We start from the raw sequence: 13026 nt of genomic DNA, 5'->3' as shown, positions 1-13026 counted from the left end.
GCGGACGACAATGGTCCGGGGCGAGTAGAACGGTACCGAGTGAGCGACCGACAACCAGGCGCCAAGGAAATCGCTTGTGCCACACAGCGGTCTGACATGGCGAACCGGGTGGACTCAGCCACGCCGTTCGCACCCACAATTCATCCCATTTTCATTCTCGCCTCTTCGACCCGAGTTGGCAACCGACCCCTCGAAAAATCGCGCCGGCCCACGCACTTTCTTGTCAAATATGCTTCTGATTACTACGTCCGCCGTGAACGACGGTCTCGGTTGGGTAGTTCCCGCCCGTGAAAGGAGCCGACGGCGATGGGGTGCGGTAAGCCTTTCCCCACCCGTTGACTCACGAGCGGCGAACGGCGTACCACCCCCGACTAGTCGACTTCCCGAGGTGCGGGTGGGTCGGAATTTCGTGCGCCAGGTTCGGGATCTCCCACTCGTCCACCACGTCGTACCCGGCGGCATCGAGGGCCGACAGAAACTCGGCCCGGTTGCGGATCTGGTATGGTACCTCGGCCCGCGGGAACCGCTCCAGGGTCACCACCGTCGGCCCCTCCCGTGTCGCCACCTTGTTCAGGAGGAGGTGCCGCGGCCGGGCCGGGAGGCGGCCAAGCAGTTGCCCGAGCGGAACGTCGAGGTATTGCAGGAGGCCGGAGGCCAAGAAAATATCAGCCTCCGGTGCGGCGTCGAGGGAGTCGACGAACTCCAGTCCTCTCAGGCCGTCCCGCTCGGTCCTCGCGCGGCCGGCCCGGACGACCGCGGGGACGTCGTACACCACCCACCTGAGGCGCCCGTCCAGTTCGAGGTGGCCGCCGAACGCCCGGAACTTGGTCCCCTGGTGCCCCCCGGCGTCCAACACGCACCGGGACTCGGGGATGAGTCGCCGGAGCCAGTACAGGACCGGCCAGTCCCACAGGGCGATGCGGCACATCTTCTCGAACGAGACATCGGCCACGCCGTCGTTGTCGTACCCCGCCAGCAGCCCGGGCCTCACCGCGGCCAGCGCCTCCTGGTAGGTCGCGAAGGCCCCGCGGTGGTAGTATTCGCGGAGGTGAAATCGTCCGAGTACCGAGTTGAACGCAGCCCTGGCGAGCACGAGCGGGGAGCGATTCAAATGCGGGTGATCCACAGGCCGACTCACTGGGACGCCTCCCGATTAAGCAGTTGGACGGCCGATCGACGACACGGGCCGGGACGATCACCCCCGGTTAGTATTTCCAACCACGGGTGCTCCGGTGAGACCACTTGAGATCGCGTTCTGGGCCGCGACCGCTCCCGTCCTGCTCTGGTGCCTGTCGCACCGCGACCTGCCGGCGTGGGTCCGGGTCCTGTCGGCTGTCGCAACGGCGTTGCTGGTCGCTCACGTCGCGACCGAGGGTTGGCGGTGGCACCTCGTCCCGGCCTACCTGACGGTAGGATACGTTTTCCTCACCTGCGTGTGGCCCGGACCCCCGCGCCTGGAGGTGGGACCGGCGGGCGCCGCGGTCGGCCTCGGGCTGCTGGCCGCCGCCGCCGGTCTCGCGGCCGCGTTTCCGGTCTTCGATCTCCCAAAGCCGACCGGCCGCTACCCGGTCGGCACGGTGACCCTCCACCGCGTCGACCCCGCCCGTGCGGACCCGCGCACGGACCGCCCGGACGGGCGGCGCGAGCTGATGATTCAGGTGTGGTACCCAGCCGAGAGGCCCGGCCCGGGTCACCCGTACCGGCAGTCGGCGGAAACGACGTTCCTGTCCCGTCACCTGTCGCTGGTACGGACGCACGCGGCGTACGGCGTGCCCGTGGCGACCGACCCGGGCCGCCACCCCGTCGTCGTCTTCGCGCCGTCGTGGGGCGGCTGCCGGGGGGACAACACCACCCAGGCGGAGGAGCTGGCCAGCCACGGGTTCGTCGTCGTCGGCATCGACCACCCGTATTTCACCGACCGGGTCGTGTTCCCCGACGGCCGGGAGGCCCGCACCGTGTTTCCCGAATTCCTCGACTACGCGACCGAGGAGACGCTCGCGGCGACCCGCCGAACGATCGAGGACACGTTGACCGTCCGGGTCGCCGACGCCCGGTTCGTCCTCGACGAGGTCGGGCGGCTGGACCGTGCCGACCCGGGGGGCATCTTTACCGGCCGGCTGGACACGTCGCGCATCGGTATGTTCGGCCACTCATTCGGCGGGGCGGTGTCGGCCGAGGCTTGCCTCCTCGACTCCCGGGTCGCGGCCGGGTTCAACCTCGACGGCTTCATCTTCGGCCGGTCCCTGGTCGAGGGCCCCGGGAAGCCGTTTGTCTTCATCACCGAGGACGTCCCGGAGCCGACCCAGGCCGACGTGGCAAACGCCCGGAACGACGCCGTCCGACGGCGGCACACGGTGTACGTCGAGAACTTCTCCGGCATCCGCAGCGGCCTGGCCCGGGTCCGGGGGCACTACGGCGTCCTCCGCGGCGGGCTGCACGTCAACTTCGGCGACGCCGCGTACTTCTCGCCGATCCGAAGGCTCCGACCCGTTCACGACCTGCCGGCCGGCTCCATCCGCCCGGACCGTGCGATGCGGATTCTCAACACGTACTTGCTGTCGTTCTTCCGCAAGCACCTGACGGGCGAGGACGACGGGCTCTTCGACTCGCCGTCGCCGTTCCCGGAGCTCGAGATCGCGCGCCTCGCGGACGGCGGCAGGTGACCGACAACCGGAGCGACCCCGGCCGGAAGCCGGGTAAGTTCGGGGGGCAAATCGGGTTCTTCCGGGAATTCGGATTAACCCGCGGGCGCCGGTCGTTCCGATACCTCTACACGAGACGTGCCGATGTGTTGACGGGGGCAGTCATGGGGAAGATCCGCGGGCTTACGCCGACGGTAATTGCTCTGCTCATGGGGGCCATCCTCACGACCGGGTGCTTCCACGGCGGCGGGCGGCATAAGCCGATCGTCCCGGTCGCGGTCCCCCGCGAGCTCGAAAAGGTTACCCTCCCCGACTACCGGGTCGAGCCGCCGGACATCCTCGTCGTCGAGGCCGTCCGGGCGATCCCGAAGCCGCCGTACAAGGCCGAGCCACTCGACGTGCTGTACCTGAGCCTGGCCACTCCGCTGCAGGATAACCCGCTGTCCGGGTTGTACAGCATCGACCCGGACGGGACGGTCAACCTCGGCCCCGCTTACGGCGGTATTGTGCCGGTCCGCGGCCAGACCATCGCCCAGATCAAGGCGTCGTTGGAGGACCACCTCAGTAAGACCGTGAAGCTGAACAACCCGGTCATGACCGTGACCCTGGCCCAGTCCCGGGCGGCGCAGCGGATCACCGGCCCGCATCTGGTCCGGCCGGACGGGACGATCGCGCTGGGGACCTACGGGAGCGTCCGGGTGGCCGGGATGACCCTGGCCGAGGTCCGGCAGGCGGTCGAGGCCCAGCTCGCGCTGTACCTGCTCGACCCGGAAGTGGCGGTCGACGTGCAGACGTACAACAGCAAGCTGTACTACGTCATCCTCGACGGGGCCGGGGCCGGACAGTCCGTGTACCGGCTGCCGATCACCGGCAACGACACCGTGCTCGACGCGGTCTCGCAGATCACCGGGCTGTCGGCCGTGTCCGACCCGCGGCGCATCTGGGTGTCGCGCCCGGCCCAGCCGGGCGGGTGCCACCAAATCTTCCCGGTGGACTGGAAGGCCATCTCCGAGTGCGGGGACGTGGCGACCAACTACCAGTTGCTGCCCGGCGACCGGGTGTTCGTCGGGTCGCTGCCGGCGGTCGCCCTGGACATCCGCCTCGGCCGGCTGTTCGCCCCGCTGGAGCGGATGCTCGGCGTGACCCTGTTGGGTAACAGCACGATCCGCGCGGTCGACGGCCAGAACCAGAATGGTGGGGGTGGGGGCTTCGGCGGGTTTTGAGTCGTGAACGGCGTCGGGTAGACTAGTAAGTGGTTGGAACCGGGTCACCGCACGGGGCAGGACCATGAACCGAAAGTCGCTCGTCGCCGCGGCCGTCCTCGGCACCCTCGCCGGGGCGGCGAAGGCCCAGCCCCCCGTCCCGGGCGGGGTGGGGGGCGCGGGGAACATTCAGCGGCCGTCGTTCAGCCCGTACCTCAACCTGCTCCGGTCCGGCTCCCCGGCGCTGAACTACTACGGCCTGGTGCGGCCCGACCAGCAGTTCCGGCAGTCGATCACAAACCTCCAGGGCTCCGTGGCCGCCAACCAACAGGCGATCGGCGGGCTCCAGTCGGAGGTCGAGGTGGGGGCGCCGGTCACCGGCCACCCGACCCAGTTCCTCAACTACGGCGGGTACTTCCTCAACAGCGGACCGGGTTCAGTCGGTGGCGGGGGTCCGGCGAACTTCCAACCGGGTGGCCAGGCCGGTGGGGTGATGACCGGCCGGCCGGGCATTGGCGGGACCGGCGCGGGCGGCGTCGGCACCCCGCCCCGACGCCGGTGACCCGACTCAGCCTCGCTCCGCCGCCGCCCGCAGGTGCCCGGCCAGTTGCCGGGCCGACTTGTCCCAGCTGACATTGACCGAGCGCTCGGCCTCGGTCACCGGCGGCGGGTCGGCCAGGACGGCGGCGAGCGCGTCGGCCAGCGCCGCCGGGTCGCCCGGCGGGACGAGCCGGCCGGCGGGCCCGCGGACCAGTTCCGGGATCCCCCCGACGCGGGTGGCGACGAACGGCCGGCCGCACGCCAGTGCCTCCCGCAGCACGTTCGGGATTCCCTCGGAATAGCTCGGGAGCGTCACGACGTCGGCCGCCCGGTACCAGTCCGGCAGGTCGGCCTGCGGGCGGGGGCCGGCAAGGGTCACCCGGTCGCCTAGCCCGAGCCGCTCGACCGACCGACCGACGGCGGCTGTGTCCGCACCGCGGCCGACGACGTAGCACCGGAACTCGGCCCCGCGGGCGGCGAGCGCCCCGCAGGCCTCGACCAGCACCCCGGCCCCCTTCGACAGCAGCACGTTCCCGACGAACACGATGACCCGCCCGTCGGCCGGCAGCCCGAGCCGGGTCCGCGCCTCGCCCCGGTCCCCCGGGCAGAACACCTCCAGGTCGGTCCCCTCCGGGACCACGTGGACGCGGCCGGGGTCGACCCCGAGGCGGACGACGTGGTCGGCCAGATCGCGGCTGACCGCGACCACGCCGTCCGCCTCCCGGAGCGCCTCCGCGACCCTTGCCGCCCGGCGGCCAGCCCGGCCCAGGACCAGCACGTCCGACCCGATCACCTTGATCACCACCGGCAGGTCGAGCTCCCGCCCGAGCTGGACCGCGGCCCACCCGTCCGGGTGCGCCCAACAGGCCAGCACGACCTCCGGCCGGAGTGCGGCCGCCGCCCGAAGGAACGTCCGCCGGACGCTCGCCTGGTAGAACCGGCCGTACGCGCTCTGAAGCACCCACGGCGGGTAGTAGTACGTCGGGTGGTAGACGTGTACCCTGTCGCGGTCAAGCTCGGGGGGGATCGTGACCCCCGTCCGGCGGTTGGCGACCCGCTCAGTCCACGGTACCGGGACGACGGCGGCGACCGTGTGCTCCCGGGCCAGGGCGCGCGCCTGGAGGTGGTTGTAGACGGCGTCCTGCTCGCGGCCGGGCCGCGGGTAGCGGTTGGTGAGGGCCAGGATTCTCATGCGGACCGCGGGGCTGGGCCCGACAGGATGGGGACCAAGTGCCGTTCGACCTCGGCCAGCCGGGCGTCCCACCCCTCGCCGCGGACCGACTCGCTGATCGCGGCCTGCGGGCCGGGCGTCGCGAGTGCCGCACGCAGCTCGGCGACGAACTCCTCGGGGGACCGCCCGATCCGGCACTGCGGCAGCACCCGGACCTCGGGGATATCGGTGGACACGACCGGGAGGCCGGCGGCCAGATATTCCCGGGCCTTCAGCGGGTTGGCGTTGAGCGTCACCTCGGTGACCGGGAACGGGATGACGGCCGCGTCGAACGCCTTGCTGTACCCCGGCAAGTCGGCGTAGGGCTTGCGGCCGAGGAGATGGATGTTCGGCTCCCGCGCCAGGGCCGACACGTCCATCGTCACCTTGCCGAGCAACACCAGCGACCCCGTGGGGAAGTTGCGGGCGACGTGGACGAGCAGCGGAATATCCACCCAGTCGTCGGCGATCAGGCCGAAGTAGCCGATCACCGGCCGGGGGAGGTTCGCGACCTCGGCGGGCACCGGCGTGTCTGGCCGGAGGGCCTTTGCGAAGTGGTCGAAATCGACCCCGTGGCGGACGAGGATGGTCGGGGCGTGCGGGGCCTTCTTGCTGGCCAACAGCTTCTCGGCCGACACGACGACGAGGTCGGCCTTCGCGATCAGGTCCCGCTCGATCGCGGCGAGCGACGCGGTGTCCACCCCCTTGAAGGCGGTGTACTCGTCGACGCAATAGTAGACGACCCGCTCCTCGCCGAGGCGGCCGGCGAGTATGCCGGCGGCCGGGTTGAACACCCAGTTGACGGGCCGGCGGAAGCGGAGCTTCCGCATCGCCCGCCGGACCTGCCAGCGGAGTAGCCGGGCGTTGAGCCGCCGGAGGAGAGAGTTGCCCCAGGACGGGATGACGAGGGGGCTGAAGACGAACAAGTTCGGCTCGACCTCGCGGACCGGCTCGGCCACGGCCCGGAGCTTGGTGACGATCCGGCCCAGGTCGCGCTTGTTCGCCAGGGACGGGGAGCGGTACCCGATGGAGTTGACCCAGAGCACCCGGTTGTTGCGGGCCAGGAGCCGCATCAGGTGGGTCTTGGACAGCGGGTCGCCGGTCCAGTCGTGGCTGAAGCAGAGCATGTCGCGGCCGCGGAGGTGGGCCGGGGCTGGCGCGTCCGTAGAGTCGGTAAGTCGGTCCATGTCGTCCGCTTGGGTATGGCCGTGGACGCCGACGGGCCAGGCCCGCCCGCGGGGAGCGGCCGGGGTTACGATGTCGCTGGCGTCCCCTGGCGCAGGGCGGCGAACGATTCGCGTAGCCCCGCCTCCAGCCCGATCTCCGGCCGCCACCCTAGGCCCTGCTTCGCGCGGTCGTTCGGGTACCGTCTCGGCCGCCACATCGCCTGGCTCTTGTACCGGGTCAGCACCGCCGGCAGCTGGCCCCGTGAGTGCCGGTGGTACCACTCGCATAGCCCGGACAACGGGCCGATCGCCCACCTCGGAATAGTCACCCGGCGGATGCCGCCGACCTCGGTCCGGTACCGCCGGACCAGGTCGCGGCCGGTCGGCAGCTCGTCGTCCACGACGTTGAACGCCTGCCCCTCGACGCCGGCGGCCTCCCCGGCCAGCACCACCGCCCGGGCGCAGTTGGCCACGTGGGTGTACGGCATCGCCTGCCGCCCGCCCATGACGACCATCAGCTTCCCGACCCGCAGCCCGACCCGGGCCGTCAGGCAGTCCCGCCCGGGGCCGTAGATGACGCCCGGGCGGACCACGACGAGCGGCAGCCGGCCTTCCCGGTAGGCCGCCCACGCCGCCTGCTCTTCCGCCACCTTGCTGTACGAGTACGGGTCCCGCAGGTGGGCCGCCGGGTCGAGCGGGCAGGTCTCGTCGAGCACGCCGCCGGTCGGGACGCCGGCCGTCCCGTACACCCCGAGCGAGCTGACCAGGACGAACCGCCGGACCCCGGCCCGGCCGGCCGCGTCGGTCAGCACGCGGGTGGCGACCACGTTGCCGAGGAACAGCACCGCGGTCGCCCCGGTCATCTCCGCGGCGACGTGATAGACGACGTCGCACCCGGCGACCGCCCGGTCGCAGAAGTCGGGCCGGGTCAGGTGCCCGCGGACGAGCTCCAGCCGGTCGGCGCCGTGTGCGGCGGCTACCGCCCGGAGTTCCTCCTCCGAACTGGTCGGCCGCAGTGCGCAGCGGACGGCGGCCCCGCGGCGGAGCAACTCGGCGACGACGTGGCGGCCCAGGAAGCCGGTTCCGCCCGTGACCAGCGCGGTCATTTCCCCCCCCCCTCCTGCCGGCGGCACGTCTCGAAGATGTCGTCCATGATGACTGTGACCCGGCGGATGTCGCCGGGCGGCGTCGGGGACGGCTCGCCGGCCGCGATCGCCCGGTAGAACGCCCGGAACAGCGCATTCATCCCGGCGAAGTAGTGGAGGTCGCTGCGGGCGAACCGCCAGACGCTCCGGGTCCACGCCCGGGCCGCCTCGGTGAGGTGGCGCCACGGCCGCTGGACCTTCCCGAACGGCCCGGGCATACCGGCCGGCCGCGTCCAGCGGAGGGTCTGGGCGTCGAGGTCGGCCTCCACGCACGCCTTCGTTCCGTACACGCGGGCGACCCGCTGCACCGGCCGGGCCTGGCTGCTGAACAGTACGCCGGCCGTCGCCTCCGCCCCTCGGAGCATGACCCGGAGTTCGGTCGGCACCCGCCCCGACTGGCCGAACCAGGTGGCCCACACGGCTGGCCGCTCGTCCGGCAGGAAGTCGGTGATCTTGTACAGGGCGTGGGAGATGTTGTTCTGGAACAGCCCGCCGGGCAGCCGGTGGACCCAGTGGTCGGGGTCGCCGGCCAGGACGCGGCCGAACGGGCCGGACAGGTCGTACCCCATGACCGAGTCCACGTGGACCACCCGCCCGAGGTCGCCGCGGCGGTGGCAGGCCCGGAGTTCGGCCCAGCAGGGGTCGAACAGCTGGTCGTGGCCGACGCACACCAATCGGCCGTGCCGGGCGGCGGCGGCGAGCACCTCGTCGGCCTCGGCCACGGTCACGGTGAACGGCTTCTCGACGTACACGTGGGCACCGGCCGCCAGCGCCTGCAGGGCGAGCGGGGCGTGGGAGTGCGGCGGGGTGGTGACGTGGACCACGTCCGGCCGCACCTCGGCGAGCATCCGGGCCACGTCGGTGTCCGTCCGCGCGACGCCGAACCGCTCCGCCGCCTGCCGGGCGAGTTCCGGGTAGGAGTCGCACACCGCGACGACCTCGGCCGTCCGAATTTTGCGGACCTCCGCGAGGTGCGCGTCGGCGATCTGCCCGCACCCGACGACCGCCACCCGGAGCTTGCCCGAATCCATAGTCCCCTTACCTTCTCGTCGGTCACCCGGCTCGCGGGGCGGCCTCGCGCTCGCGGTACAACTCCTCATAGGTCGCGGCCATCCGGTCGAGGGTGTAATTCGCCTCGAACGTCTGCCGCCCGGCCCGGCCGACCCGCCCGGCGAGGGCCGGGTCGCCGAGCAGCCGGGCCAGCGCGGCGGCGGCCGCCGCGTCGTCCCCCGGCGGGAACAGCAACCCACTCACCCCGTCGGACACGACCGCCGGGATGCCGCCGACCGCGGCGGACGCGACCGGCACCCCCGCCCGCCACGCCTCCAACAGCGAGACCGGGAAGCCCTCCGACCGGCTGGTGAGGGCGAACGCGGTCATGATACCCAGGACCGCCTCCGGCCGGGGGTGGTAGCCGAGGAAGTGGGTCTGGTCGGCCAGGCCGGCCTCCCGGGCCACCGCCTCCAGGCGGCCCCGTTCCGGCCCGTCACCCACCAGTACCAGGTGAACCCCGGGGAACCCGGCCCGGAGCCGGGCCACGGCCCGGATCAGCAAGTCCTGCCGCTTGACCTCGACGAGCCGGCCGACGGTGCCGACCACCGGGGCGTCCGCGGGGATGCCGAGCGACGCCCGGACGGCGGCCGGGTCGGGCAGCCCCGGCCCCGGGTCGAGCGGGATGCCGTTGGGGACGACCAGCACCTTGCCCCGGGGCACGGTCCGCCACCGGGTGACGGCGGCGGCAATCTCGTCGGACACGCAGCAGAAGCGGTCCACGGACCGGGCGGCGGATCGGAAGACCAGACGGGCCTTGAGGGCCGCGAGGCGTGACCCGAGGCGGGCGAAGTGGTTGCCGTGCTCCGTGTGGACGACCGGAATCCCGAGTGAGCGTGCGGCCGGCCCGAGATACCAGGCGGCCCCGATCTGGTGAGTGTGAACGACGTCCGGCCGCAGCCGGGAGAGGGTCTCGGCGGCCCGGGCGACAAACGCCTGTTGCCGACCGGGCGGCTTGTCCAGGCTCACGACCGCGGCCCCGGCGGCCTCGGCGGCGAGTTGTCCCGGAGCCTCGACGCAGACGACGCTGACCCGGTGGCCGGCTTGCACGCCGTGGCGGACGAGGCCGAGGACCAGCCGCTCCAGCCCACCCACGTCGAGCGACAGGACGCCGTGGACGGTATGCAGCGGCGACCCCATCACGGCTCCATCCCGGCCTTGGGCGGGTCACCGACCAGCCGTGCGGCGGGGGCGAAGTACTCGGCCCCGCGGGGGTCCGACGGTACGGAGGCCGGGAGCACGTCAGAGAGGCCGTCCGGGGCGGGAGCGGGTGTATTACCCGACCGACCACGAGCCTCCAGCCTGCTCTTGATGCGGAGGAACGGCTTCTCCACCAGCCAGTAGGACGCGAGCGCGCAAGACCCCGCCAGGATCAGGTTTTGGGGGAACCGAGCGTACCACCCCTCGCAGTGGGGGTTGAGGAACGGCTGCTGCCAGAGGTAAAGGCTGTAGGACCCAACCCCGACCGCGACCATCACGCGTGCCTCCAGCCAACGGGGCGCACGGCGGGCGGCGGCCCAGACCAGAACCCCGAGGGTCAGCGCGACCACCGTCGGTGTTACCAGGATCCCCATTTTCCCGGACAGGGTCCCGGCGGCCAGGCCGGCGACGAGCAGGACGAAGGCCGCGGGCCACCACCGCCCAAGTACGTCGAGGGTGCGGAATCCGAGTGGCGACCGCGCGAGCACCGCCACCAGACACCCGGCCGCGATGGAATCGAGTCGCGTGAACGTCCACAGGTCGGTCATCCGGGCTTCGGCCGGCCACCAGATGAGGACGGCCAGGCGAGCTAGCGGGCCGAGGGCGAGGGTGCCCGCGAGCACGCCCGGCAACGCCCGCCGCGGTACGACGAGGAACGTCACCGGCCAGATGAGGTAAAAGTGCTCCTCGACGGACAGGCTCCAGAGGTGTCCGAGCTCCCAGGCCGGGCGGGGCACGAAGTTCATCGTGTACGTGACCGCCGCCGCCCAATCCCAGGCGGAAGGCTTCGCAAAACCGTACCAGCTGAGGGCCGCAACGAAGGCCATGAAGCAGACGTAGGCCGGGAGAATCCGGAAGGACCGGCGCAGGTAAAAGCCGCCCAGACTCGTTCGGCCGGTCTGCTCGTGCTCGCGCAGCAGGAGGGTGGTGATCAGGAAGCCGCTCAGCACGAAAAAAATGTCCACACCCACGCTGCCGATGGAACCCAACCGGTGAAGCGGACCGAGCGAGGGGAAGTCCGTCGTGCGGTGGGCGTGGGCCAGGCAGACGAGCAGCACCGCCACGGCGCGCAAGCCGTCGAGCGCGGGGATGCGCCCCCGCGACAGCCAATCCGGTTCAGGACCAGTACGGGATCTCAACACGCGCGTCCAACCCCCAAGAGGTACTGAAACGAGCTCGGCAACCCCCCGGCTCCCGAGGCGAGTTCGGAGGGTGATTCGGTAGCCCTAACGGATCACGGGGCTTAGCCCGCGGTCGGTGATGTCAGGAGATCGGGTGGCGCGAGCCCCGTCCGATTCACTGGCTGTCCGTCCACCGACCCGAGCGACGCCTCTGCCCCCGGGGAAACTCGGCCGTCGTGCGTGTCCTGCCGGGACTCCGCCACGGCCGAGGAGCCCTTCAACGGCCGGCGAAGTACCAGTATCGCCAAGCCCGCACCGAACAGAACCGTGTAGAGGCCACCGTACGCGACCAGCTTGGCCCAACTGTCCACCGGGAATGTCCCGAGAAGGACCCACAGGACGGCGGCGGGCAGGAGGCAGCACAGGACGGCCGGGGCGATCGAATACCCGATGTACTCCCAGACCCCGACGCCCACGAGCCGGCACCCCTGGACCAGGGGCGCGACACCCCGCGACAGGACCGCGGGGATGGCGATGGCCCAGCCGATGCCCTGGAGACCGTAGACCGGACAGACGACGGCCGTGATGCCGCAGACGGCGGCGGCGTCCAGGATCGAGCACAGCGCCAGGGCCCGGTGCTGTCCGGCCGCGACCACCATCCCCTTCGTGATGTGCTGGGTTCCGGACAACATCTCGCCCGCCGCGATCACGATCAAGAGGCCGGCGGCGGGCGCCATCGCTGCCCCGACCCAGAGGTTAATCAGGGGACCGCCGAGCACGATCAGGAGCGATGTCAACAACACCGCCATCGCCGCCGAGACACGCCCCCCCTCCAGGAACAACCGCCGCTGCGCGTCCACCCGCCCGGTGGCGTACAGGGAGGTCGCGTACGGGGTCAGTACCCCGGTCACGGCGACCAGGGCCGCGGTGGCGGCCCCGAGGAGGCGTTCCGCGACGGAGAACGGCGCCGTCCACATCACCCCCAGGAGGGCCCCGATCAGGAGGATCGTGAACTGCCGCCGGCTCACCACCGCGACGTTCGTGACGAGGTTCCAACTTCCGAAGTGGAACAACTCCCGGAGGGAGTCCCTGGTGAGGTACCTCGGGCGGACCCGCAACCCCGGAACGGCCCGGTAGCAGAGCACGCCTTTCGCGACACACGTGCCGGCTGTTACACCCACCGCGATCCACGCGAGCGTCGGCATGTCCTCGGGCGACCGGACCAGAGCGAACGTGAGGCCCGTCCGGAGGACGACGGCGGGGATGTCGACCATGTTCAGCCAGTCGAACCGCTGACAGCCCCAGAGGGTGGCGTCGAAGCCCGTCGAGACCAGAAACAGGGCGAGTTGCACCGCCACCAGTTGGAGCGCGAGTTGGACCGTCTCGTGCTGCGGCGGGGGGATGTCGAACACCTGAAAGAAGAGCGACTGACCGGCCAGGATCGCGGCGACCGCGGCCACGGCGACGGCCGACAGGAACGTCATCCCACCGGTCAGCGTCCGGTTCAAACCCTCCTGATCGCCGCGGGAGTGGTAGAACGCGACATGCCGGCCGACCGCGCCCCGGATGCCCAGGTCCAGCAGGCCGAAGTAGCCCATGAGTGCGCCCAGCACGATCCAGACCCCGTAGACTTCCTGGCCGAGGTGGACGATCAGGTACGGCAGCACGAGGAACCCGGCCCCCGTCTCGGCGACGAGACCGGCCGTGTTCCACACCACGTTCCGCCGGATCGCCTTCTTGGTGCCCACAT

Annotated in this window: 11 protein-coding genes; 3 read left to right on the top strand and 8 right to left on the bottom strand. The window is 71.4% G+C overall.

Annotated features, from left to right (window positions below):
- Positions 1–340 precede the first annotated feature (340 nt).
- Positions 341–1111 carry a methyltransferase, TIGR04325 family gene (locus ETAA1_RS30325; protein ID WP_202920524.1) on the bottom strand — a complete coding sequence of 257 codons (771 nt, stop codon included), beginning with the start codon at positions 1109–1111 and terminating at the stop codon, positions 341–343.
- A gap of 121 nt (positions 1112–1232) precedes the next feature.
- On the opposite strand from ETAA1_RS30325, the gene ETAA1_RS30320 reads away from it, so the two are divergent.
- From ETAA1_RS30320 to ETAA1_RS30310, 3 genes are all read left to right on the top strand, one after another.
- Positions 1233–2663, top strand: a complete 1431-nt coding sequence (locus ETAA1_RS30320; protein WP_145244345.1) for an alpha/beta hydrolase family protein — start codon at positions 1233–1235, stop codon at positions 2661–2663.
- Positions 2664–2806: 143 nt separating this feature from the next.
- Positions 2807–3865 (top strand): polysaccharide biosynthesis/export family protein, encoded by a 1059-nt coding sequence (locus ETAA1_RS30315; protein WP_145244344.1) that lies wholly within the window; start codon positions 2807–2809, stop codon positions 3863–3865.
- 64 nt (positions 3866–3929) lie between these two features.
- Entirely contained in the window at positions 3930–4406 is a 477-nt protein-coding gene (locus tag ETAA1_RS30310) for a hypothetical protein (RefSeq protein ID WP_145244343.1), read from the top strand.
- A gap of 6 nt (positions 4407–4412) precedes the next feature.
- On the opposite strand, the gene ETAA1_RS30305 is transcribed toward ETAA1_RS30310, so the two are convergent.
- The 7 genes from ETAA1_RS30305 to ETAA1_RS30275 form a co-directional block, all read right to left on the bottom strand.
- Complete coding sequence (locus tag ETAA1_RS30305; RefSeq protein ID WP_145244342.1) at positions 4413–5576, bottom strand: glycosyltransferase; 1164 nt, start codon at positions 5574–5576, stop codon at positions 4413–4415.
- On the bottom strand, positions 5573–6781 hold the full coding sequence (locus ETAA1_RS30300) for a glycosyltransferase (RefSeq protein WP_145244341.1): 1209 nt from the start codon (positions 6779–6781) through the stop codon (positions 5573–5575). The genes ETAA1_RS30305 and ETAA1_RS30300 overlap by 4 nt, the downstream gene beginning before the upstream one ends.
- A gap of 65 nt (positions 6782–6846) precedes the next feature.
- Positions 6847–7866: an NAD-dependent epimerase/dehydratase family protein gene (locus ETAA1_RS30295; RefSeq protein ID WP_145244340.1), complete on the bottom strand. Its 1020-nt coding sequence runs from the start codon at positions 7864–7866 to the stop codon at positions 6847–6849.
- A complete protein-coding gene (locus tag ETAA1_RS30290) occupies positions 7863–8936 on the bottom strand; it encodes a Gfo/Idh/MocA family protein (protein WP_202920523.1) in 1074 nt (357 codons plus the stop codon). The genes ETAA1_RS30295 and ETAA1_RS30290 overlap by 4 nt, the downstream gene beginning before the upstream one ends.
- Positions 8937–8958: 22 nt before the next feature.
- The gene (locus tag ETAA1_RS30285) at positions 8959–10095 is read right to left on the bottom strand and encodes a glycosyltransferase (protein WP_145244338.1); all 1137 of its coding nucleotides are present in this window, start codon (positions 10093–10095) and stop codon (positions 8959–8961) included.
- Entirely contained in the window at positions 10095–11297 is a 1203-nt protein-coding gene (locus ETAA1_RS30280) for an acyltransferase family protein (RefSeq protein ID WP_261342002.1), read from the bottom strand. Before ETAA1_RS30280 ends, ETAA1_RS30285 begins: the two co-directional genes overlap by 1 nt.
- Before the next feature lie 101 nt (positions 11298–11398).
- Positions 11399–13024, bottom strand: a complete 1626-nt coding sequence (locus tag ETAA1_RS30275) for a lipopolysaccharide biosynthesis protein (protein ID WP_202920521.1) — start codon at positions 13022–13024, stop codon at positions 11399–11401.
- Positions 13025–13026 lie beyond the last annotated feature (2 nt).

Origin of the sequence: Urbifossiella limnaea, from assembly GCF_007747215.1 — a bacterium.
GTDB lineage: Bacteria > Planctomycetota > Planctomycetia > Gemmatales > Gemmataceae > Urbifossiella > Urbifossiella limnaea.
The sequence above is the reverse complement of the archived record's forward strand: the minus strand, read 5'-3'. Positions and strand labels throughout refer to the sequence as shown.

What these genes read in the sequence shown, in the direction of transcription:
- ETAA1_RS30315 (WP_145244344.1), top strand. Translation starts at nt 2,807, where the DNA reads ATGGGGAAGATCCGCGGGCTTACGCCGACGGTAATTGCTCTGCTCATG.
- ETAA1_RS30290 (WP_202920523.1), bottom strand. Translation starts at nt 8,936, where the DNA reads ATGGATTCGGGCAAGCTCCGGGTGGCGGTCGTCGGGTGCGGGCAGATC.
- ETAA1_RS30295 (WP_145244340.1), bottom strand. Translation starts at nt 7,866, where the DNA reads ATGACCGCGCTGGTCACGGGCGGAACCGGCTTCCTGGGCCGCCACGTC.
- ETAA1_RS30305 (WP_145244342.1), bottom strand. Translation starts at nt 5,576, where the DNA reads ATGAGAATCCTGGCCCTCACCAACCGCTACCCGCGGCCCGGCCGCGAG.
- ETAA1_RS30285 (WP_145244338.1), bottom strand. Translation starts at nt 10,095, where the DNA reads ATGGGGTCGCCGCTGCATACCGTCCACGGCGTCCTGTCGCTCGACGTG.
- ETAA1_RS30300 (WP_145244341.1), bottom strand. Translation starts at nt 6,781, where the DNA reads ATGGACCGACTTACCGACTCTACGGACGCGCCAGCCCCGGCCCACCTC.
- ETAA1_RS30310 (WP_145244343.1), top strand. Translation starts at nt 3,930, where the DNA reads ATGAACCGAAAGTCGCTCGTCGCCGCGGCCGTCCTCGGCACCCTCGCC.